19 protein-coding genes are annotated in these 20,256 nt (G+C 70.0%); 14 read left to right on the top strand and 5 right to left on the bottom strand.

Annotated features, from left to right (window positions below; genetic code table 11):
- The first annotated feature begins 27 nt into the window (after positions 1-27).
- Positions 28-540 carry a L,D-transpeptidase family protein gene (locus tag ACFHYO_RS06815; protein ID WP_081962646.1) on the top strand — a complete coding sequence of 171 codons (513 nt, stop codon included), beginning with the start codon at positions 28-30 and terminating at the stop codon, positions 538-540.
- Between the two features lie 1,089 nt (positions 541-1,629).
- On the opposite strand, the gene dalA is transcribed toward ACFHYO_RS06815, so the two are convergent.
- Both dalA and iscR read right to left on the bottom strand, forming a co-directional pair.
- The gene (dalA, locus tag ACFHYO_RS06810; RefSeq protein ID WP_394319285.1) at positions 1,630-2,145 is read right to left on the bottom strand and encodes a divisome-associated lipoprotein DalA; all 516 of its coding nucleotides are present in this window, start codon (positions 2,143-2,145) and stop codon (positions 1,630-1,632) included.
- Between the two features lie 118 nt (positions 2,146-2,263).
- Positions 2,264-2,719, bottom strand: coding sequence for a Fe-S cluster assembly transcriptional regulator IscR (gene iscR / locus ACFHYO_RS06805; protein ID WP_036702025.1), 456 nt, complete (start codon positions 2,717-2,719; stop codon positions 2,264-2,266).
- A 274-nt stretch (positions 2,720-2,993) separates the two neighbouring features.
- Here iscR and ACFHYO_RS06800 point away from each other — a divergent pair, with 274 nt between their 5' ends.
- From ACFHYO_RS06800 to ACFHYO_RS06785, 4 genes are all read left to right on the top strand, one after another.
- Positions 2,994-3,653 (top strand): alpha/beta hydrolase, encoded by a 660-nt coding sequence (locus ACFHYO_RS06800; RefSeq protein WP_036709521.1) that lies wholly within the window; start codon positions 2,994-2,996, stop codon positions 3,651-3,653.
- Positions 3,654-3,733: 80 nt separating this feature from the next.
- Positions 3,734-4,282 (top strand): HD domain-containing protein, encoded by a 549-nt coding sequence (locus ACFHYO_RS06795; protein ID WP_394319438.1) that lies wholly within the window; start codon positions 3,734-3,736, stop codon positions 4,280-4,282.
- A 123-nt stretch (positions 4,283-4,405) separates the two neighbouring features.
- Positions 4,406-5,194 (top strand): VPLPA-CTERM sorting domain-containing protein, encoded by a 789-nt coding sequence (locus tag ACFHYO_RS06790; RefSeq protein ID WP_394319282.1) that lies wholly within the window; start codon positions 4,406-4,408, stop codon positions 5,192-5,194.
- A 602-nt stretch (positions 5,195-5,796) separates the two neighbouring features.
- Positions 5,797-6,426 carry a YcnI family protein gene (locus tag ACFHYO_RS06785; protein ID WP_394319280.1) on the top strand — a complete coding sequence of 210 codons (630 nt, stop codon included), beginning with the start codon at positions 5,797-5,799 and terminating at the stop codon, positions 6,424-6,426.
- A gap of 53 nt (positions 6,427-6,479) precedes the next feature.
- Here ACFHYO_RS06785 and ACFHYO_RS06780 read toward each other — a convergent pair whose 3' ends face one another.
- Positions 6,480-6,875, bottom strand: a complete 396-nt coding sequence (locus ACFHYO_RS06780) for a hypothetical protein (RefSeq protein WP_394319278.1) — start codon at positions 6,873-6,875, stop codon at positions 6,480-6,482.
- A gap of 172 nt (positions 6,876-7,047) precedes the next feature.
- On the opposite strand from ACFHYO_RS06780, the gene ACFHYO_RS06775 reads away from it, so the two are divergent.
- The gene (locus ACFHYO_RS06775; RefSeq protein ID WP_394319276.1) at positions 7,048-8,262 is read left to right on the top strand and encodes an NADP-dependent isocitrate dehydrogenase; all 1,215 of its coding nucleotides are present in this window, start codon (positions 7,048-7,050) and stop codon (positions 8,260-8,262) included.
- A gap of 75 nt (positions 8,263-8,337) precedes the next feature.
- On the opposite strand, the gene ACFHYO_RS06770 is transcribed toward ACFHYO_RS06775, so the two are convergent.
- Complete coding sequence (locus tag ACFHYO_RS06770; protein ID WP_394319274.1) at positions 8,338-9,129, bottom strand: MBL fold metallo-hydrolase; 792 nt, start codon at positions 9,127-9,129, stop codon at positions 8,338-8,340.
- A 129-nt stretch (positions 9,130-9,258) separates the two neighbouring features.
- Here ACFHYO_RS06770 and purQ point away from each other — a divergent pair, with 129 nt between their 5' ends.
- The 5 genes from purQ (at position 9,259) to ACFHYO_RS06745 (ending at position 17,418) form a co-directional block, all read left to right on the top strand.
- Positions 9,259-9,927 carry a phosphoribosylformylglycinamidine synthase subunit PurQ gene (purQ, locus tag ACFHYO_RS06765; protein WP_394319272.1) on the top strand — a complete coding sequence of 223 codons (669 nt, stop codon included), beginning with the start codon at positions 9,259-9,261 and terminating at the stop codon, positions 9,925-9,927.
- Between the two features lie 73 nt (positions 9,928-10,000).
- Positions 10,001-11,800, top strand: a complete 1,800-nt coding sequence (locus ACFHYO_RS06760; RefSeq protein WP_081962647.1) for a sensor histidine kinase — start codon at positions 10,001-10,003, stop codon at positions 11,798-11,800.
- 17 nt (positions 11,801-11,817) lie between these two features.
- A complete protein-coding gene (locus ACFHYO_RS06755) occupies positions 11,818-13,149 on the top strand; it encodes a sigma-54-dependent transcriptional regulator (protein WP_036702008.1) in 1,332 nt (443 codons plus the stop codon).
- 578 nt (positions 13,150-13,727) lie between these two features.
- Positions 13,728-16,610, top strand: a complete 2,883-nt coding sequence (locus ACFHYO_RS06750; RefSeq protein WP_394319270.1) for an Rne/Rng family ribonuclease — start codon at positions 13,728-13,730, stop codon at positions 16,608-16,610.
- A gap of 70 nt (positions 16,611-16,680) precedes the next feature.
- Positions 16,681-17,418: a cytochrome c biogenesis CcdA family protein gene (locus ACFHYO_RS06745; RefSeq protein WP_394319268.1), complete on the top strand. Its 738-nt coding sequence runs from the start codon at positions 16,681-16,683 to the stop codon at positions 17,416-17,418.
- On the opposite strand, the gene ACFHYO_RS06740 is transcribed toward ACFHYO_RS06745, so the two are convergent.
- Complete coding sequence (locus ACFHYO_RS06740) at positions 17,373-18,218, bottom strand: enoyl-CoA hydratase (protein WP_394319266.1); 846 nt, start codon at positions 18,216-18,218, stop codon at positions 17,373-17,375. The two genes, ACFHYO_RS06745 and ACFHYO_RS06740, sit on opposite strands and share 46 nt — an antisense overlap.
- A 56-nt stretch (positions 18,219-18,274) precedes the next feature.
- On the opposite strand from ACFHYO_RS06740, the gene ACFHYO_RS06735 reads away from it, so the two are divergent.
- From ACFHYO_RS06735 to rpsI, 3 genes are all read left to right on the top strand, one after another.
- Complete coding sequence (locus ACFHYO_RS06735) at positions 18,275-18,691, top strand: PaaI family thioesterase (RefSeq protein ID WP_394319264.1); 417 nt, start codon at positions 18,275-18,277, stop codon at positions 18,689-18,691.
- Positions 18,692-18,844: 153 nt separating this feature from the next.
- Positions 18,845-19,309, top strand: a complete 465-nt coding sequence (rplM, locus tag ACFHYO_RS06730) for a 50S ribosomal protein L13 (RefSeq protein ID WP_036702000.1) — start codon at positions 18,845-18,847, stop codon at positions 19,307-19,309.
- A gap of 2 nt (positions 19,310-19,311) precedes the next feature.
- Positions 19,312-19,830: a 30S ribosomal protein S9 gene (gene rpsI, locus ACFHYO_RS06725; RefSeq protein WP_036701998.1), complete on the top strand. Its 519-nt coding sequence runs from the start codon at positions 19,312-19,314 to the stop codon at positions 19,828-19,830.
- Positions 19,831-20,256: the final 426 nt, after the last annotated feature.

Below are 20,256 nucleotides of genomic sequence, written 5' to 3'. Positions count from 1 at the left end.
CCACAAAAAACGATTCTTGGGGCAGAGATGATTCCGTCGATCCGCAATATTCTTGCGCTGGTGGCGCTTGTCGTCCTGACCGCCTGCGCCGCCAAGCCGACCAGCAAGTTCAAGACCTACAACGGCCCGCCCGTCACCCAGATCGTGGTCGAGAAGGGCGACCGGCAGATGTTCCTGCTGTCGGGCCGCAAGGTGCTCAAGGCCTATGACATCGGGCTGGGGTTCCAGCCGATCGGCCACAAGCAGTTCGAGGGCGACGGCCGCACGCCCGAGGGGATCTATTACATCAACCGCCAGAACCCCAACAGCCAGTACCATCTGTCGCTGGGGATCTCGTACCCCGACCCCGAGGACAAGGCGCGGGCGATGATGCTGGGCCAGCAGCCCGGCGGCGACATCATGATCCACGGCCGCGGCGCCTATGGCGCGGCGCAGAAGGCGCGGGACTGGACCGCCGGCTGCATCGCCGTGTCCGACAAGGAGATCGAGGACATCTTCTCGATGGTCCGCCCCGGCACGCCGGTGGTGATCTACCCCTGAGGGAGGGGGCTGTGGGGGCTGGGTGCCCCTGTGGCACGGTGCACGGGTGCGGGAGTGGGTCCCCGGCTGCAAAGCCGTGACCGACGAGCGCAGCAAAGGGCGTCTTGATCTTCCTCTCCGCACGCCAGCGGTGAACTCCTCTGAGGGCGGGGTGGTCACTGGCAGCGGGCGCGGCATCGCAGCGCCTATGGCGCAGCGGCAGAGGCGCGGCGGTAGGCCAGTCGGCTGCATCACCGACCGACGCAAGGCTCGAAGCTGCCGTCCGATAGTCTGCTCCGGCACGCCGGTTGTGTGCCCCCTTTGAGGGCAGGGTCACAGGCTCGGGGCCGCGGTACCTGAGGCTCAGCGCAAACGCCGCAGGAGTGGCCCCTGGCTGCATCGCCGTGAATGGCGAGGCGATCAAAGCCGCCTTCTTTCGTTGGTTCAGCCGCCAGCCACGGTAACCGACCCCTCAGGGCGACGACGGTCACCCGCAACGGCACAGGGGCACGGGGCCGATGGCTTGGCGCACAAAGGCAGCGGGGATGGACCGTCGGTCGCATCACCTTGTCTGACAGAGAAATTGACGGCTTGGTCGTCTTTCCGGAACGCGGCTGGCGACCTGCGCCGGAGCGCCGGGAAGCGTCACCAATAGGGGAGCGTGACGGCGAGGAGCGTGGGAGGCTGTCGCCGTATGGAGCCCAACCCGCCCTGACCCGCAACCCATGCGCCCCGCCACCTCACCACGGTCGCTCCTGCTACAGCTCCTAGCGCGGCAGCAGCGCGGTCCGCTGCACGGTGTTCTCCGTCTCGCGCGACGGAAGGTCCGGCCGGAGGATTGCGCGGCTCAACCCAAGTCCACGCCGCTTTTCAGCACGACAGACTTCTTTCTGCCTCAAATACCCATCCGAGCGCACCGGTCCTCACACGACCGGTTGGGCAAAGGGAAGAGAGCAGCAGCGCGGATCCCCGCGCCAGCGCCGCAATAGCGCCAACGCCGCAGTGCGCGCCGCGATCACGCGGCCGCCAGCCCACCTGCCCCTACCACCGCCTCAAGTCCAGCCGAAGCCCCAGCCCACCGACGCACCCGCCCCGAGCCCAGCCCCTGCCTCACCCGCCGACCAGCGCTGTCCACCAGATCTTGTTCCCCGGCTCCTGGAACCAGCCCATCCCGAGTTCCTTCGCGGTCGGGTCCATCAGCACGTCGCGGGTGTCGCGGGTCTGCATCCAGCCCGAGAGCGCGGCGATCTCGTTCTCGTAGGTCTCCGAGATGTTCTCGCCCAGCAGATGCCCGGCGAAACCCTGCCGCTGCGCCCGGTCGAGCGGCGAGGACCCGTCCGAGCCGAAGTGCCAGGCCCGGTTCTGCGCCGACATGTCGCGCGAGTGGGCCATGGCCGCGGCGGAGAGCTGCGGGCTCAGCGTCAGCGCCGGCATCCCCGACTGCGCCCTGAGCAGGTTGACCTGCGTGAGGATGCGCGTGGGGATCTCGGCATTGTCGCGGGCCGAGATGCGATAGGCGACCGGCAGCGGCTGCCCGTCCGGGCCAAGCTGCGGCGCCCGCGGGCCAAAGCTGCACCCGGCCAGCGCCATCAGCGCAGCCGCGGCGGCAAGGGTGATCCTGTTCATGGTGACTGCCCCGATGTTTTTTTTCCCGCTTACCCAAGGCAAGCGGGGCGTTCAAAGGAAAATCTCGGTGATCGGAGGACGTGACGCGTGGGCGCGTCGTCGGCCCCCGCGGCGTCCGTCAGTCGTCCACGACCGACAGGATCGCCGGGACCGCTGGACAGGGCGCCAGCGAGTCGCGGGCCACCGCGGCCAGGCTCGTGTTGTGCAGGAACACGTAGACATGGGCCGACAGCCCTTCCCACAGCCGGTTGGTGCGCGATTGCACCTCGGTCCCGCTCTGCCCGCCCGAGGCACCCGCGCCGACGTGCAGCGCGCTGACCGTCTCGTCCACCGCGCCCAGCACCTCGGCCACGCTGATCTCCTCGGCCGCGCGGGCGAGGCGGTAGCCGCCGCCCGGGCCGCGCACGCTGTCCACCAGCCCGGCGCGGCGCAGGCGCACGAACAGCTGTTCGAGATACGGCAGCGAGATGTCCTGCCGGCGCGAGATCTCGGCCAGCGTGGTCAGGTTGCCGGGGCTGTTGGCCAGGTCGACCAGCGCGACCATCGCGTAACGCCCCTTGGTGGACAGCTTCATCCGGTGCCTCTGCTCGTTCGTTCCGTGCGCACCCGCGTGACCGGCCCTCTGACCCGGACCGCGCGGTCACCGGACCCGATGCGGCTGCGGTCGGGGTGCGCGGCGATTGACGCGCGCGCGGGGCCTGCGCTAAGCCCGCGCCGACCCGGTCTTGCGAAACCGGCCCGCGCCATCCAAGTCCCGTCTAAGGTCCGCGGGCTCAAGCGTCAAGAAAGCCGCCCTTGGGCCACCCGAGCCAGCGTCGATCTGCCGCGGCCATCCCAGTTGAGGAACCATGCCCGAACTGATCTTTCCCGGACCCGAAGGCCGTCTCGAGGGCCGCTACCACCGGCAGGCCAAACCCGACGCCCCCATCGCCATCGTCCTGCACCCGCATCCCCAGTACGGCGGGACGATGAACAACCGCGTCGTCTACAACCTGCACTACGCCTTCCACCGCATGGGCTTCACCGTCCTGCGCTTCAACTTCCGCGGCGTGGGCCGCAGCCAGGGCGAGTTCGACCAGGGCGTGGGCGAGCTGTCGGACGCGGCCTCGGCGCTCGATTATCTGCAGGCGCTGAACCCCAACTCGAAGCACTGCTGGGTCGCGGGGTTCAGCTTCGGCGCGTGGATCGGGATGCAGCTTCTGATGCGGCGGCCCGAGATCACCGGCTTCGTCTCGGTGGCGCCGCCGGCGAACATGTACGACTTCAGCTTCCTCGCGCCCTGCCCGTCCTCGGGGATCATCATCAACGGCACCGCCGACCGGGTGGCGCCGCCCAAGGACACCCACGCGCTGGTCGCCAAGCTGCGCGAGCAGAAGGGGATCACCGTCACCCACACCGAGATCGAGGGCGCCGACCACTTCTTCCGCGACGACGAGGCGCACATGGCGCCGATGATCGAGACGGTGCAGTCCTACGTCCGCCGCCGCCTGACCGAGACCACGCGGTGAGCGACGGCGCCCCCGGGGCTCGGCCCCTGACCCCGGGGCATCTGGACCAGGCAGGCGCCGCCGCGCGGCTCGACCGGCAGATGGCCTTCCTGCTCGAGGCCGACCGGCTCAAGCACGTGCTGCGGGCGACGACGCTGGTCGACGGCTCGCGGCCCGAGAACTCGGGCGAGCACAGCTGGCACCTCGCGCTCTATGCGATGGTGCTGGCCGACCAGGCGCCCGAGGGGGTGCGGATCGACCGGGTGATGCGGATGCTGATCCTGCACGACCTGGTCGAGATCGACGCCGGCGACACCCCGATCCACGGCGACTATGACCCCTTCGCCCAGGCCGCCGCCGAGGAGGCCGCCGCCGACCGCATCTTCGGCCTGCTGCCGCCCGACCAGGCGGCCGAGTTCCGCGCCCTCTGGGCCGAGTTCGAGGCCGTGCAGACCACCGACGCGATCTTCGCCAAGGCGCTCGACCGGGCGCAGCCGGTGGCCCACATCCTCGCCAACGACGGCCGCGGCTGGCGCGACTACGGGGTCGAGCGCGAGGGGTTCCTCAGGCTCGTCGGCGCCCGGGTCGAGCGCGGGGCGCCGCGGCTCTGGCGCTGGCTCTGGACGCGGGCCGAGCGGTATTTTTCCTGACGGTCGCCGACAGCCCTTCATTCTGGCCGCGTCTGAGACTATCCGAGAGACACCTGTCCAAAACGACAGGTTGGGTATCGGCCACGCTCCCGCTAGTCCTGCCCGGTACGCAAGAGGTTCACAATGATTACGTTCCGCATCAAGACCCTGGCCGCAGCTGCGGCCCTTTCGCTTTTCTCGGGCATGGCCGCGACGGCCGCGACGGCCGCGACGCTGCCGGCGGACGTGTCGCTGTCCCAGCAGAGCTCGGTCTACAACGAGTCCGGCGTCTTCCGCGACTCGGACAACAAGAATCCCTTGTGGGGCCGGCACTGGTATTCGGTGAACGGGGGGTTCACCTGGAATGCCACGAACCTCGGGATGTTCCGGCTCGAGGCAACCGACGGCAAGGGCTGGCGGACCAAGTTCAATGCGTTCTGCATCGACGTGGCGCAGTCCCTGAACCTCAACGCCGCCTACAAGACCGTTGTTGCGGGCGCCGATTCCGTTGCCGCCGTGACCCCCGCCGCACTTTCGCCGGCGGTGGCTAGCAACATCGGCAAGCTCTTCGCGAACGCCTATAACGATGTGAAGACCAGCAAGGCCGCCGTCGCCTTCCAGCTCGCGCTGTGGGAGATCACGACCGAGAAGGGCTCGAAACTGTCGCTCGAAAACGGCAGTTTCCAGGCCGGCTTCAGCGGCTTCTGGGACTACAGCTATCGAAACATGGCCGAGGCGTGGATCGAGAAGCTCCCGACCTGGACGGTCGAGAAGCGCTTCGTGGCGCTCGTTTCGCCGCGGTCGCAGGATCTGTTGACCAACATCGAGGTTCCTGCCGATCCGCAGCCGGCCCCGGTGCCGCTGCCGGCCAGTGGCGTGCTGTTGTTCGCCGGCCTCGCCGGCCTCGCCGCGGTGCGCCGCCGCAAAGCCTGAACCGTCGAACACTCGATCCCAAGGGCCGCCTCGTGCGGCCCTTTTTCGTTGCCTGACGACAAGTTGCGGCTTGCCTGCCCCGGCATCCTGGCGCTACGACCAGCGCGACCATGATCCTCCGCCGCACTCACCCCTCGCCTGCGCTGCCTCCCTCGCGGTTGCGTGGGCCGGGGATGGCTGTCATGGCCCGGCTGGCGGCGCTGGCCCGCGGCCGGGCTGGGTTGATCGCCCTTGTTGCGGTCCTGGCGGTCGCGCTGAGTGGTCCGCGCCCGATCGCGAGCCCGGTCGCGTCGCTCGACTCAATCGCCTTCACCGCCGCTATGGGCGAGATCTGCGGCCATCCGCCGGGGGACGACCCGGACAGCACTCCGGTCCATTGTCTCGCCTGCGTCCTCGCCGGAGCGGCGCTCTGCGCTGTCCCGCCCGTTCTTGGGCGCAACGCCGCACGCGTGGTCCGCCGGCGCAGTGCGGTCCGACCCCGACGGCTCGCGCTGGTGCGCCCCCGCCCCTGTCCCTGCGCCTGCGGCCCGCCGCGCGCCTGATGATCGACACGGCGGCCCCGCGGGGCCGCACCGACCCACGATCTTCAAGGACACATCCAGATGAAAACCCAACTCCTGACCGCGGCGCTCGCCGTGGCCGCGGCCCTGGCCGCCCCGCTCTCCGCCCAGGCCCATGCCAGCTTCGAGACGCCCGAGGTCGCCGCCGGCAAGACCGCCAAGATGGTGCTGCGCGTGCCGCATGGCTGCGACGGGCAGGCCACGCTGACCGTGGCGATCGCGCTGCCCGAGGGGCTCTATGCCGCGAAGCCCATGCCCAAGGCCGACTGGACGCTGGCCACCGAGACCGGCGCCTATGCGACCCCCTATGACAACCACGGCAAGGTGATGACCGAGGGCGTCCGCAAGATCACCTGGACGGGCGAGCTGCCCGACGCCTGGTATGACGAGTTCGCCTTCCGCGCCGCTGTCGGCCCCGAGCTGGCGCCGGGCACCGAGCTGGTGGTGCCGGTGACGCAGACCTGCGCCAACGGGCAGGTGGCTTGGACCGAGGTCGCCGTCCCCGGCCAGCCCGAGCCCCGCTACCCGGCGCCCGGGCTGACCGTCACCGCGGCCCCGGCCGAGGCCGGGCACGACCACGCCGCGATGGCTCTCGCCGCCCCGGCGGCCCCGGCGGCCCACGACCACGCGGCCCCGGGCCACGACCACGGCGCGGCACCCGCCAAGCCCTGAGCCGTCGCGCACGGACCGTCCCCGCTTGGGGACGGTCCACCCGCCGTCGCGGATCAACCGGCCTGATCGGGCACGAAGGGCAGGCAGGGGTCGAGCACCACCAGCCCCGGCTCGGCCCGGTTGTAGCCGCCCGCCAGCACCAGCCAGTCGCCCGGGGCGTGCGCGAGCGGCAGGTAGGTGACGCAGACGACCGTCACCGGCGCATCCTCGCACATCGCCACATAGGCGAGCACCTCGTCGGCCTCGGCCGAGGTCACCCGCCCCTCGATCGCCATCGAGACGCGCGCGTCGGTCCGGGGCGCCCGCGCCGCCCAGCCGGGCAGCGTCGCGCAGGTGGCGTTGGTCGCGGGCATCGCCTCGCCCGCGCGAAACGGGCTCGCCGGATCGCAGCAGGGCGCGGCCGCCGCAGGCGTCGCGGCAAGGCAGAGGGCGAGGATCAGGCGTCGCATGGGGCACCTCGGGCCGAGTCGCGCCAGCCTAGCACCCCCGAACCGGCGCGGCGCTCACGAACCCGTCGGCGAGAGTTGTATACCACGGCATACAACCCTTTCCCTCGGCCGCATCCTGCGCTATGACGCGCGCGACGAACCCATCCGATTCCGCAGACCCGAGGGGCGCCCCATGACCAAGATCAAGGTAGACAACCCCGTCGTCGAGCTCGACGGCGACGAGATGACCCGGATCATCTGGGACTTCATCAAGCAGAAGCTGATCCTGCCCTATCTCGACATCGACCTGAAATATTACGACCTCGGGATCGAAGAGCGCGACCGGACCGAGGACCAGATCACCATCGATGCGGCCAACGCGATCAAGCAGTACGGCGTCGGCGTCAAATGCGCGACCATCACCCCCGACGAGGCCCGCGTCGAAGAGTTCGGCCTCAAGAAGATGTGGAAGTCGCCGAACGGCACGATCCGCAACATCCTCGGCGGCGTGATCTTCCGCGAGCCGATCATCTGCAAGAACGTGCCGCGGCTGGTGCCGGGCTGGACCCAGCCGATCATCGTCGGCCGCCACGCCTTCGGCGACCAGTACAAGGCCACCGACTTCCGCTTCCCCGGCAAGGGCACGCTGACCATCAGGTTCGTCGGCGAGGACGGCGAGACGATCGAGCACGAGGTCTTTCAGGCCCCGTCGTCGGGCGTCGCCATGGCGATGTACAACCTCGACGATTCGATCCGCGACTTCGCGCGGGCGTCGATGAACTACGGCCTGAACCGCGGCTATCCGGTCTATCTCTCGACCAAGAACACCATCCTCAAGGCCTATGACGGCCGCTTCAAGGACCTGTTCCAGGAGGTGTTCGACGCCGAGTTCGCCGACAAGTTCAAGGCCGCCGGCATCACCTATGAGCACCGGCTGATCGACGACATGGTGGCCTCGGCGCTCAAGTGGTCGGGCGGCTATGTCTGGGCCTGCAAGAATTACGACGGCGACGTGCAGTCGGACACCGTGGCGCAGGGCTTCGGCTCGCTGGGCCTGATGACCTCGGTGCTGATGACGCCGGACGGGAAGACCGTGGAATCCGAGGCCGCGCACGGCACCGTGACGCGCCACTACCGCCAGCATCAGGCGGGCAAGGAGACCTCGACCAACTCGATCGCCTCGATCTTCGCCTGGACCGGCGGCCTCAAGCACCGCGCGAAGCTCGACGGCAACGACCAGCTCAAGCGCTTCGCCGAGACGCTCGAGCGCGTCACCGTGCAGGCGGTCGAGGACGGCCACATGACCAAGGACCTCGCCATGCTGGTCGGGCCGGACCAGAAATGGCTGACCACGATGGGCTACCTCGAGAAGGTGGACGAGTACCTGAACAAGGCGCTCGCGGGCTGATCCAGCGCGCCGAGGCGAAAGACGGCCGGGCCCTGTGCCCGGCCGTTGTCGTTTTCGGCCCTGACCGTTCGGGCCCTAGTCGGGAGCCTTGCCGGTGGGGTCCGCAACCTCGGGGTACCAGTCGAGCAGCAGCACCTGCACGGACGAGCCCATCGCCGCCAGCCGCGCCCCGAACTCGGCCGGGTTGGTGCCGCGGTGGTGATAGGGAATGACCCGGCGCGGGTTCATCTCGGCCACGCCCGAGGCCGCCTGCGCCGCCGTCATGGTGTAGGGCAGGTTCATCGGCACCAGCGCCAGCGAGATGCCCGTCTGGGCCCGGAACTCCGGCGTGTCCTCGGTGTCGCCGGCGACGTAGATCCGCCCCTCGGGGGCGTCGATCACATAGCCGTTGTCGCGCCCCTTGGGGTGGTACTGCAGCCGGTCGGGGGTGGTGTTGTAGGCCGGCACCGCGGTCAGCGGCAGGCCCAGAACGTCGCCCTCGGCGCCGTTCTCCATCGCCGTGGCGCGGGCCTTGAGCGCCTCGGGCAGCTTGGCGTGGACGGCGGGGTTGACGATCAGCGGCACGCTGTCGCCGGCGAGCGCCGCCAGCGTCTCGGGGTCGAGGTGGTCGGGGTGCTCGTGGGTGACGAGGATTGCCTCGACCGCGCCATAGCGGGCCGCGTCGCCCACCGGATCGATAGCGATGCGCCGCCCGCCGAGCGTCAGGATCAGGCTCGCGTGCTCGATCGGGGTCAGGAACGCCGGAGGCGTCAGGCTTGCGGCGGCGGGCATGGCCGCGGCGGCGCGGGCGGGGCGGGACCACAGCGCCCCGGGCAGGGCGGCGGCCGCGGCGCAGGCGGCGAGGGTCTGGCGTCGGCTCAGGTGCATGGCGGCTCCTCCTTTAGTCAGATGTCTCCGCAAGCCGAACCCGTCCCCGGCGGCACGGTTCCGCCCTTCCCAACCCGGCCGCCCGGCGCTATCTCCACCCCAACCCGCATGGTTCCGGAGTCTCCCGCGATGAAAGCCGCCGTCATCACCTTTCCCGGGTCGAACTGCGACCGCGACCTCGCGGTGGCGCTGGCCGCGGCCGGGGCCGACGTCGCCCGCGTCTGGCACAAGGACGACGCGTTGCCGGCAGGCACCGACCTCGTGGCGGTGCCGGGCGGGTTCTCGTTCGGCGACTACCTGCGCTGCGGGGCGATCGCGGCGCGCTCGCCCATCGCGGCGGCGATCCGCGCCCACGCCGGGCGCGGCGGCATGGTGCTGGGGATCTGCAACGGCTTCCAGGTGCTGACCGAGCTCGGCCTGCTGCCCGGCGCGCTGATGCGCAACGCCGGCCTCACCTTCGTCTGCAAGGACGCCACGCTGCGGGTCGCCAGCCGCGACAACCCGTTCCTCGGCGCCTTCTCGGCCGGCGAGCGGCTGAGCCTGCCGGTCGCCCACCACGACGGCAACTACCAGATCGACCCCGAGGGCCTCGCCCGCCTCAAGGGCGAGGGGCGGATCGCGCTGACCTATGCGACGCCGATCAACGGCTCGGTCGCCGACATCGCGGGCGTGCTGTCCGAGAACCGCCGCGTGCTCGGCATGATGCCCCACCCCGAGCGCGCGGCCGAGGCCGCGCATGGCGGCGCCGACGGCGCGCGGCTGTTCCGCGGGCTGTTGGACGCGACCGCCGCCGCCTGAGCGCGGGGCGCCCAGGCCCCCTTCGCACGCACCCCGCTTGAGCGAGGCCCCGCCTGCGCCTAGATTTCCGCCCATGACCGACGCGGCGCCCCTGACCGAGGACACCGACGGCGCCGCCATGCGGTTGCGCACGCCGGGGCGATTCCGCATCGTCAACCGGATCGGCATCGTCACCCTGCTGATCGCCGCCATCGGCGCGATCTGGTGGACGAACCTCTGGCTCACCGACCGATTCTCGGAAAACACCCGCGTCCGGTCCGAGCTGCGCTCGGCGCTCTACACCGGCAACCTGCTCTCGGAACTGCAGCGCACCTCGGTCGTGCCGCTGCTGCTGGCCCGCGACCCGGCGCTGATCGGCTCACTCAACGGCAAGGACTATTCGACCATCTCGGCCCGGCTGATCGGCGCGCAGAAAGAGATCGGCGCCGCCTCGATCCGGCTGCTCGACAATTCGGGCCGCACGGTGGGCGCCACCGACCGGCGGGTGCTGGGCACGAACTATGTGCTCGCGCCCTTCTACGTCGATGCGCTCAGGACCAACGACACCGTGTTCACGGTGTCGGAATCCGAGACCGGCGGCTACGACTTCACCTATTCGCGGGCAGTGATCCATGACGGCAAGACGCTGGGGGTGATCGTCGTCGGCGCCGACCTCACGCGGCTCGAGCGGTCGTGGTCGGGGATCTCGGACGCCGTGGCCGTCACCGACAGCGAGGGGCGGATCATCCTGTCGACCGAGCCGCGCTGGCGCGGGCTGACGCTCAAGGACGCGCTCGCCGTCCGCTCGGCCCCCTCGGCCATCGAACGCGCCTTCCAGGTCACCGCCGACTGGTCCACCCGCCCCGCCGACGCCTATGTCCGCGGCAAGGCGGTGATGCAGTCCGAGACGCGGATACCCTTCCGCGGCTGGCGGATGACGCTCTTCACCACCTTCGATTCGATCCGTGAGCGGGTGAACGCCTTCCTCGCGCTCGAGATCATGGGCTTCGCCATCCTGCTGGCCGCCGGGTTCTACGTCCTCTCGCGCCGGGCGCGGGTGCAGTCGGCCCGTTACCGCCGCGAATCGGCGGAGCTGAGGGCGCTGAACAGCCGCCTGACGCGTGAGATCGCCGAGCGCGAGCGGGTCCAGAACGAGCTGCGGGTGGCCGAGCAGACCGTGCAGCAGGCCTCCAAGCTGGCCGCGCTGGGCGAGATGTCGGCCGGCGTCAGCCACGAGCTGAACCAGCCACTCGCGGCGATGAAGACCTATCTCGCCGGCGCCCGCCTGCTGATCGAGCGTGACCGCGGCGACGAGGCGCTGACCTCGTTCCAGCGCATCGACGACCTGCTCGAGCGGATGGGGACGATCACCCGGCAGCTCAAGTCCTATGCCCGCAAGGGCGGCGAAGCGTTCGAGCCGGTGGACCTGCGCGTGGCGCTCTCCGGCGCGCTCACGATGATGGAGCCGCAGCTGCGCCACCGCCGGGTCCGCCTGCAACGCTCGCTGCCGCGCGAGCCGGTGATGGTGCTCTGCGACCGCATCCGGCTGGAACAGGTCATCATCAACCTGATCCGCAACGCGATGGACGCGACCAAGCGGGTCCGCGATCCCTCGATCGAGCTGGTGGTGGACCGGCTGTCTCACGCGCATTTGTCGGTGCGCGACAACGGGCCGGGTGTCGCGGACCTCGAAAAGCTGTTTGAACCCTTCTGGACGACCAAGCAGCCGGGCGAGGGCACGGGGCTTGGTCTTGCGATTTCATCGGGCATCGTGGCCGACTTCGGCGGTCGGATGACCGCGCACAACCGCGACAGCGGCGGTGCGGTGTTCGATGTGGAACTCCCGCTCTACGAACCCGGCGCGCGCAGCGCCCGGCCGCTGGCGGCGGAATGACGAAAGGGACGCAACCTATGGCCCAGACCATGACCGTGGCGATCGTCGACGACGAGCCCGACATGCGCGAATCGATCAGCCAGTGGCTGAGCCTCTCGGGCTTCCGCACCGAGACCTTCCCCAGTGCCGAGGACGCGCTCAAGGCCATCGGCCCGGACTGGCCGGGGGTGGTGATCTCGGACATCCGCATGCCGGGGATGGACGGAATGGCCTTCCTCAAGCGGCTGATGGGGCAGGATTCGGGCCTGCCGGTCATCATGATCACCGGCCACGGCGACGTGCCGATGGCGGTCGAGGCGATGCGCCTCGGGGCGATGGACTTCATGGAGAAGCCCTTCAACCCCGACCGCATGACCGAACTGGCGAAAAAGGCCACGCTGGCGCGGCGGATCACCTTGGACAACCGGGCGCTGCGCCGGGACCTGTCCGAGGGGCAGCAGGTCATGTCGAAGCTCGTCGGCGCCAGCCCGGCGATGGAGCGGCTGCGCGAGGACATCCTCGACCTCGGCCAGGCCGACGGCCACGTGCTGATCGACGGCGAGACCGGCACCGGCAAGACGCTGGTCGCCCACGCGCTGCACGCCGTCGGGCCGCGGGCGTCGAAGAAGTTCGTGCCGATCTCGTGCGCGGCCTACAGCGACGACCTGCTCGCCACCCGGCTCTTCGGCCCGGTCGAGGACGGCCTGCCCGCGGTCGAGGAAGCCCGCGGCGGGACCCTGTGCCTCGAGGACATCGACGCGCTGTCCGAGCCGTTGCAGGCCCGGCTGCTGGCGTTCATCGCCGATCAGGGCCAGCCGGCCGAGACCCGGATCATCGCCATCTCGAACGCCCGCGGCGAGGGGCGGCGGGCCGAGGACAGCCTGCGCCCCGACCTGTTCTACCGGCTCTCGGCGCTCAAGATCACCCTGCCGCCGCTGCGCCAGCGCGGCGAGGACATCCTGTCGCTCTTCACCCGCATGACCGAGCAGTTCGCCGACGAATACGGTTGCGAGCCGCCGCAGGTGACCGCGCAGGAGGCCGCCCAGTTGCTGCAGGCGCCCTGGCCGGGCAATGTCCGCCAGCTCATCAACGTGGCCGAGCGCGCGGTGCTGCAGAACCGCCGCGGCTCGGGCTCGATCGCCTCGCTCTTGATGGCCGACGGCTACGACAGCCAGACCGCGGACGCGACGACGACCGAGGGCAAGCCGCTCAAGGAATACGTCGAGAGCTTCGAGAAGATGCTGCTCGACAACACCATGCGCCGCCACAAGGGCGCCATCTCGGCGGTGATGGACGAGCTGTGCCTGCCGCGCCGGACGCTGAACGAGAAGATGGCGAAATACGGCCTGAGCCGCGGCGACTACCTGTAAGGCCGCTGCGGGGCGCCCGCGTGTGCTTGCCGCATGATCGTTCGCATGAACTGTGCACGAACGTTGCATGAACGATGCACGAACGCTGCATGTGTCGTGCATCGGCTTTCGGTTCGCATCGCAGGGGCTTGAGGGGCGGCGCCGGGGAATGCCGACGGTTATCCATTGTCAATCCCGCCCCCCCGCGCCTATGTTGCAGGCAGGACGATCCGCGACCGCCATTCCGCGGTCCGCCGTCCGCCAGTTTCGCAGCGCGGCCACTCGCGTCCGGGCCTTCGGGCTCGGGGCAGGTCGCGCAGAGAAAGCCGATCCGGCCGGGCATCCGTCCGCGGATCAGAACATTCGCCGCCCGGCGCGGGCCCCTCGGGGCCGTTCCGGGCAAGAGGTAACAGACGCGATGGATCGCGCGACGGGCAGGGTTTTCAAGGGGTTGCGGGGCCATCACGGTCCGGCGGCCCTGTCGGCCGGACCGGCCATGTCCCCATCCCCGCTTGCGCGCCCCGCGTCCGCATCAACACGCACCCCCTCTCTTTCCCCCTGCACGGCAGGACGCGGAGGGCTGCGCGAAAGCAAGATACATGGCAAAGAAGATGTTGATCGACGCCACCCACGCCGAGGAAACTCGGGTGGTCGTGGCCGATGGAACGCGGGTCGACGATTTTGATTTCGAGACCCTGAACAAGCGCCAGCTGGCTGGCAACATCTACCTGGCAAAGGTCACGCGGGTCGAACCCTCGCTGCAGGCAGCGTTCGTGGATTACGGCGGAAACCGCCACGGTTTCCTCGCCTTCGCCGAGATTCACCCGGACTATTACCAGATCCCCGCCGCCGACCGCCGGGCCCTGATCGAAGAGGATCGCGCCGCCGCCGAGGCCGCCGAGGCCGAGGAATCCTCGCGCGAACGCCGCGGCTCGGGCCGCTCGCGCCGCAGCCGCGACAACGGCGGTGAGCGCGCCGAGCGCGCCCCCGCGGGCGACGCCGTCACCACCGCCGAGATCGCCGGGATGGAGGTCATCGAGACCGACGCCGAGGACGCCGCCATCGAGCAGGGCTTCTCGGCCGCCGGCGGCGACGTGGTCGACCCGACCGTCGAAGGCCAGGGCGGCGACGCCGATGCCGTCGAGGCCAGCCCCGAAACCGGCGCCCCCGAGGCCCGCAATACCGAGGCCCGCGACTCGGGCGAGGGCGACGACGACCATCACGACGACGAGATCGAATCGGTCGCCGAAGAGGACGTGGCCGAGGAAATCCGCCCGGCCCGCAAGCCCCGCGCGCGCCGCTACAAGATCCAGGAAGTGATCAAGGTCCGGCAGATCATGCTGGTCCAGGTCGTCAAGGAAGAGCGCGGCAACAAGGGCGCGGCGCTGACCACCTATCTGTCGCTCGCCGGCCGCTACTGCGTGCTGATGCCCAACACCGCCCGCGGCGGCGGGATCAGCCGCAAGATCACCAACGTCGCCGACCGCAAGAAGCTCAAGGAAATCGCGGGCGACCTCGAGGTGCCGCAGGGCGCCGGGCTGATCATCCGCACCGCGGGCAGCCAGCGCACCCGCACCGAGATCAAGCGCGACTACGAATACCTCATGCGGCTGTGGGAGCAGATCCGCGAGCTGACCTTCAAGTCGATGGCCCCGGCGCCGATCTACGAAGAGGGCGACCTCATCAAGCGCACCATCCGCGATCTCTACAGCAAGGAGATCGACGAGGTCTGGGTCGAGGGCGAGCGCGGCTATCGCACCGCCCGCGACTTCATGGCGATGATCATGCCCGACCAGGTGCGGGCGGTGAAGCACTACACCGACCCGATGCCGCTGTTCGCGCGCTATCAGGTCGAGGGCTACCTGTCGGGGATGTTCAACCCGGTCGTGCAGCTCAAGTCGGGCGGCTATATCGTCATCGGCATCACCGAGGCGCTGGTCGCCATCGACGTGAACTCGGGGCGGGCGACGAAGGAAGGCTCGATCGAGGAAACCGCCTACAAGACAAACTGCGAGGCGGCGGACGAGATCGCCCGCCAGCTGCGGCTGCGTGACCTCGCCGGTCTGATCGTCATCGACTTCATCGACATGGACGAGCGCAAGAACAACGCCGCCGTCGAGAAGCGCTTCAAGGATGCGCTGAAGAATGACCGGGCGCGGATCCAGGTCGGCCGCATCTCGGGCTTCGGCTTGATGGAGATGAGCCGCCAGCGGCTGCGGCCGGGGATGCTGGAAAGCACCACCCAGCCCTGCGCGCATTGCCACGGCACCGGGCTGATCCGCTCGGACGATTCGATGGCGCTGACGATCCTGCGGGCGATCGAGGAAGAGGGCACGCGCAAGCGCTCGCGCGAGGTGCTGGTCAAGGCGCCGGTCGCGGTCGCCAACTTCCTGATGAACCAGAAGCGCGAGCACATCGCGATGATCGAGTCGCGCTTCGGCCTGTCGGTGCGGGTCGAGGCCGACCCGGCGCTGATCTCGCCCGACTTCACGCTCGAGAAGTTCAAGACGGCGACACGGGCGGTGCCCGAGCCGGTGACCTCGGCGCTGTCGGTCGATGCCAATCTGATGGCGCGGATCGACGAGGCCGAGGATGCCGCCGAGGCGGTGCTGGACGTGGCCGAGGCCGAAGCCGACGAGGCCGAATCGACCGCGGCCGCCCGGCCGGCGCCGGCCGAGGCGTCCGAGGACGAGGGCGAGGGCCGCGGCCGTCGCCGCCGTCGCCGCCGCCGTCGCGGCGGGCGCGGGGACGACGAGACCGGGGCCGAGGCCAATGGCTCGGGCGAGGGCGACGACGACAACGCCGCGCAGGCGGACGCCGGGGCCGGGACGGTCGAGGGCGAGGCAAACCCGGTGGCGGCCGTGGAGGGTGAGGCCGTCGAAGGCGAGACTGCAGAGGGTGACGCCGGGGCCAAGCCGCGCCGCCGCAGCCGCTCGCGCCGCCGCAAGTCGGATGTCGAGGACGACAGCGCCGCGCCGGTCGCGCCGCCGGTCGCCGCGGCGACCAAGGCGGGCGAGATCGTGGACGAAAGCCGCGACGTGCCCGCAGGCGTCGCCGACCTGGACGAGGCCGGGGGTGTTCCCGCCAACGCCGACGGGCTGGGCGACGATGCGCCCGCGACCGAGGCGAGCGCGCCGCGTGGCGACGAGGCCGCCGCGGGCGATGCGCTGGACGCCGACGAGGCCGCGGCGGGCTCTGCCGGGGCGCTGCCCGAGGCCGTGCTGCCCGAATCGGACGCGGGCGAGCCGGTCGTGACCGAGGCCGATACCGAGGCTACGGCGGAGGCAACGCCTGCCGCCGGCGCGGAACTGGCCGATGCGGCCGTGACCGATGCCGAGCCAGAGGCCGAGACTGCCGACGATGCGGGCGACTCGGCGGATCAACCCGCCGGTGAACCGCAGGCCGAGGCTTCGCCGGCCGCCGCCAACGACGAACCCGAGGCCGGGCGGCCCAAGCGCCGCGGCTGGTGGTCGCTCGGCTGACGCAGCCGTGACCGACTGAACGGGGGCCGGGGTCTTTCCCGGCCCCTGCCCATTCTGCAAGGTGCCGCCCATGTTCGGGATCGAAGTCGTCGACGCCGCCTTTCTGCCCGCCGCGCTCGTGGCGCTGGCGGCCGGGGTGCTGTCCTTCCTGTCGCCCTGCGTGCTGCCGATCGTGCCGCCGTATCTCGCCTACATGACCGGGGTGAAGGTGTCGGCCCTGCGCGAGCGCCAGCGCAGCGCCGTGCTGCCGGCGCTGTTCTTCGTCCTCGGGCTCAGCACGGTGTTCCTGCTGATGGGCTATGCCGCCTCGGCCTTCGGCCGGGCGTTCCTGCAGTACCAGCCGCTGCTGGTGAAGGCCTCGGGCGCCTTCGTCATCCTGCTCGGCCTGCATTTCCTGCACGTCTTCCGCATCCCGATCCTCGACCGCGAGGCGCGGGTGGACACCGGAGAGCGGGGCGGCACGGCGATGGGGGCCTATCTGCTGGGCCTCGCCTTCGCCTTCGGCTGGACGCCCTGCATCGGGCCGCAGCTGAGCATGATCCTGACGCTGGCCGCCACCGACCCGCCGCGGGGGACGGGGCTTCTGGGCGTCTATGCGCTGGGGCTCGGCATCCCGTTCCTGCTGTCGGCGCTGTTCATCGAGCGCTCGATGGGCGTGATGAACCGCCTCAAGCTGCACATGGGGATGATCGAGCGCGTCTCGGGCGTGCTGCTGATCGCGGTCGGCGTGCTGCTGCTGACCGGCTGGCTGGGGGTGATCAGCTACTGGCTGCTCGAGACCTTCCCGGCGCTGGCGCTGATCGGCTGATCGGCCCAGGCGGGCGGGCGTTTCTCGAGAAAGGCGGTCAGCCCCTCGTCGGTGTCAGGCAGCATCATGTTCTCGCACATGACCTCGCCGGCGTGGGTGTAGGCGTCGGCGAGCGAGAGGCCGCGCTGCGCCTGGAAGGCGCGCTTGCCCATGCGGATCGCCGCGGGCAGCTTGGCGGCGACGGTCTCGGCCAGGGCCATCGTCTCGGCGGTGAGGCGGTCGGCGGGGACGACGCGGTTGACCAGCCCCAGCTCGGCGGCCCGGGCGGCGTCGATGAAGGCGCCGGTGGTGAGCAGCTCGAACGCCGCCTTGGCCGGGATGGCGCGGGTGACCGCGACCATGGGGGTCGAGCAGAACAGCCCGATGTTGACGCCGTTGACGCCGAAGCGCGTCCCCTCGGCCGCCACCGCCATGTCGCACGAGGCGACGAGCTGGCAGCCGGCGGCGGTGGCAATGCCCTGCACCTCGGCGATGACCGGCTGCGGCAGGGCGGGGATCGCCTGCATCAGCGCGGCACAGTCGGCAAAGAGCGATTCGTAGGCGCCGCGGCCGCCGTCGGCCTCGGCGCGGGCGGCCTGCATCTGCCGCAGGTCGTGGCCGGCCGAGAAGGCCTTGCCCTCGGCGGCGATGACCACCACCCGCACCGCCTCGTCCGCCGCAATGGCGTCCAGCGCGTCGCGCAGCGCCGCGATCATCTCGCGCGAGAGGGCGTTGTAGTTCTGCGGGCTGGACAGCACGAGGCGGGCGACCGCGCCGCGATCCTCGCGGTGGACGGGCATCGGGGCGTGCGGATCGGCCATTGTTTCCTCCCGTGGATGGCGGGCACAGTCTAGACCGGCAACGATGGGGGGCAAGCATGACGGCACTGAGCGCAACCGAGGTCGAGGCGTACCTCGCCGAGATCTTTCCGCAGGTTGCGGGCTACCTGATCGAGCAGGCGGGGGCGGACGGGGCGCGGGTGCGCCTCGCGGTGGCCGAGCGGCATCTGCGGCCGGGCGGCACCGTCTCGGGGCCGACGATGTTCGAGCTGGCGGACCTGGCGATGTATGCCGCGGTGCTGGCGCAGGTCGGGCGGGTGCCGCTGGCGGTCACGACCGGCGGCAGCATCGACTTTCTGCGCAAACCGGCGGCGGGCCGCGATCTGGTGGCTGAGTGCCGGATGCTGAAGCTGGGCCGGGTGCTGGCGGTGGGCGACGTGCTGATCCGGTCCGTTGGGGACGAGGCGCCGGTCGCGCGGGCCTCGCTGACCTACTCGATTCCGCCGAAAGCGTGACAGAACGGCGGGTTTGGCTGCGGTATCAAGATACCCATCTTGCAAGACATTGGCGGGACTAGGGAAAATGGCGGCCGCGGCGCTTGACCCGTGGGCGCGGTTCCGCGATACACGCCCATCCGATTTCACACCGCCCCGAAAGGGAAGACCGAGATGAAGACCTACACCGCGAAACCGGCGGACATCGAGAAGAAGTGGATCCTGATCGACGCCGAGGGCGTCGTTCTGGGCCGCCTGGCGACGATCGTGGCGAGCCGCCTGCGCGGCAAGCACAAGCCGACCTTCACCCCGCACATGGACATGGGCGACAACGTCATCGTCATCAACGCCGACAAGGTGCAGATGACCGGCAACAAGCGCGACGACAAGCGCTACTACTGGCACACCGGCCACCCGGGCGGGATCAAGTTCCGCACCGCGCGGCAGGTTCTGGACGGCGCCCACCCCGAGCGCGTGGTGATCAAGGCCGTCGAGCGCATGATCAGCCGCAACAAGCTGGGCAAGCAGCAGATGACCAACCTGCGCGTCTATGCCGGCGACCAGCACCCGCACGAGGCCCAGCAGCCCGAAGTGCTGGACGTCAAGTCGATGAACACCAAGAACACCCGGAGCGCCTGATCATGGCCGAAGACATCAAATCCCTCGACCAGCTCAAGGACGCCGTGACCGCGAACGCCGGCGGCGTGCTGGGGTCGTCCTCTGCCGAGGCGCAGAGCCTGTCCGCCGCCCCGCGTGAGCCGCAGCGCGACGCGCAGGGTCGCGCCTACGCCACCGGCAAGCGCAAGGACGCGGTCGCCCGCGTCTGGGTCAAGCCGGGTTCGGGCAAGGTGACCGTGAACGGCAAGGACATGAGCGAGTACTTCGCCCGTCCGGTGCTGCAGATGATCCTGCGCCAGCCGTTCGACATCGCCGGCGTCGCCGGCCAGTACGACGTCTATGCCACCGTTGCGGGCGGCGGGCTGTCGGGCCAGGCCGGTGCGGTCAAGCACGGCATCTCGAAGGCGCTGCAGCTGCACGAGCCGGGGCTGCGCGCGCCGCTCAAGGCCGCGGGCTTCCTGACCCGCGACAGCCGCGTGGTCGAGCGGAAGAAGTACGGCAAGGCCAAGGCCCGCCGGTCCTTCCAGTTCTCGAAGCGCTGAGTCGCGGTCTTTCCGCGAGACGATCTGGGGGCGCGGCCGCTGGCCGCGCCCTTTTTCTTTGCCCGCGAGTCGGGTCGAGTCGGGGAATCGGCGCTGCGATTCTGTCGCTGGCCTGTTACCTGGCCGTGCGATTCTCTTGGAAGGCCCGCAAGGCGCCTGAGAAAAGATCAAACAGAACAGTCGCTTGCAGGAATTTTTCCGGCAGGTCGAAAATTCTGCTTGCGGCCTCCGATCGCTGACCCTAAACACCGCTTCACCGAGACGGCGAGACGCTGGCTCGGGAGGGAAGGCCGGGTTGACTGGCTGGACCGGCTCTTCGGGGTTCTGGAAGAAATTGTCGGGTTTGGGCTTGACGGTTTGGTCCTGGGGACCTAGATGGGTTTTCTGCTTGGGGGCTGGTGACGGTCCTTGGGTTACAATTCGGGC

The sequence above is a fragment of the Paracoccus panacisoli genome (assembly GCF_042435015.1).
Classification (GTDB): domain Bacteria; phylum Pseudomonadota; class Alphaproteobacteria; order Rhodobacterales; family Rhodobacteraceae; genus Paracoccus; species Paracoccus panacisoli.
Note: the sequence above shows the minus strand (reverse complement) of the source record. Positions and strands in the feature narration are given on the sequence as shown.

Bases quoted from the DNA above. Each gene is read 5' to 3' on its own strand.
- ACFHYO_RS06815 (WP_081962646.1), top strand. From the start codon at position 28: ATGATTCCGTCGATCCGCAATATTCTTGCGCTGGTGGCGCTTGTCGTC.
- dalA (WP_394319285.1), bottom strand. From the start codon at position 2,145: ATGAACAGGATCACCCTTGCCGCCGCGGCTGCGCTGATGGCGCTGGCC.
- iscR (WP_036702025.1), bottom strand. From the start codon at position 2,719: ATGAAGCTGTCCACCAAGGGGCGTTACGCGATGGTCGCGCTGGTCGAC.
- ACFHYO_RS06800 (WP_036709521.1), top strand. From the start codon at position 2,994: ATGCCCGAACTGATCTTTCCCGGACCCGAAGGCCGTCTCGAGGGCCGC.
- ACFHYO_RS06795 (WP_394319438.1), top strand. From the start codon at position 3,734: ATGGCCTTCCTGCTCGAGGCCGACCGGCTCAAGCACGTGCTGCGGGCG.
- ACFHYO_RS06790 (WP_394319282.1), top strand. From the start codon at position 4,406: ATGATTACGTTCCGCATCAAGACCCTGGCCGCAGCTGCGGCCCTTTCG.
- ACFHYO_RS06785 (WP_394319280.1), top strand. From the start codon at position 5,797: ATGAAAACCCAACTCCTGACCGCGGCGCTCGCCGTGGCCGCGGCCCTG.
- ACFHYO_RS06780 (WP_394319278.1), bottom strand. From the start codon at position 6,875: ATGCGACGCCTGATCCTCGCCCTCTGCCTTGCCGCGACGCCTGCGGCG.
- ACFHYO_RS06775 (WP_394319276.1), top strand. From the start codon at position 7,048: ATGACCAAGATCAAGGTAGACAACCCCGTCGTCGAGCTCGACGGCGAC.
- ACFHYO_RS06770 (WP_394319274.1), bottom strand. From the start codon at position 9,129: ATGCACCTGAGCCGACGCCAGACCCTCGCCGCCTGCGCCGCGGCCGCC.
- purQ (WP_394319272.1), top strand. From the start codon at position 9,259: ATGAAAGCCGCCGTCATCACCTTTCCCGGGTCGAACTGCGACCGCGAC.
- ACFHYO_RS06760 (WP_081962647.1), top strand. From the start codon at position 10,001: ATGACCGACGCGGCGCCCCTGACCGAGGACACCGACGGCGCCGCCATG.
- ACFHYO_RS06755 (WP_036702008.1), top strand. From the start codon at position 11,818: ATGGCCCAGACCATGACCGTGGCGATCGTCGACGACGAGCCCGACATG.
- ACFHYO_RS06750 (WP_394319270.1), top strand. From the start codon at position 13,728: ATGGCAAAGAAGATGTTGATCGACGCCACCCACGCCGAGGAAACTCGG.
- ACFHYO_RS06745 (WP_394319268.1), top strand. From the start codon at position 16,681: ATGTTCGGGATCGAAGTCGTCGACGCCGCCTTTCTGCCCGCCGCGCTC.
- ACFHYO_RS06740 (WP_394319266.1), bottom strand. From the start codon at position 18,218: ATGGCCGATCCGCACGCCCCGATGCCCGTCCACCGCGAGGATCGCGGC.
- ACFHYO_RS06735 (WP_394319264.1), top strand. From the start codon at position 18,275: ATGACGGCACTGAGCGCAACCGAGGTCGAGGCGTACCTCGCCGAGATC.
- rplM (WP_036702000.1), top strand. From the start codon at position 18,845: ATGAAGACCTACACCGCGAAACCGGCGGACATCGAGAAGAAGTGGATC.
- rpsI (WP_036701998.1), top strand. From the start codon at position 19,312: ATGGCCGAAGACATCAAATCCCTCGACCAGCTCAAGGACGCCGTGACC.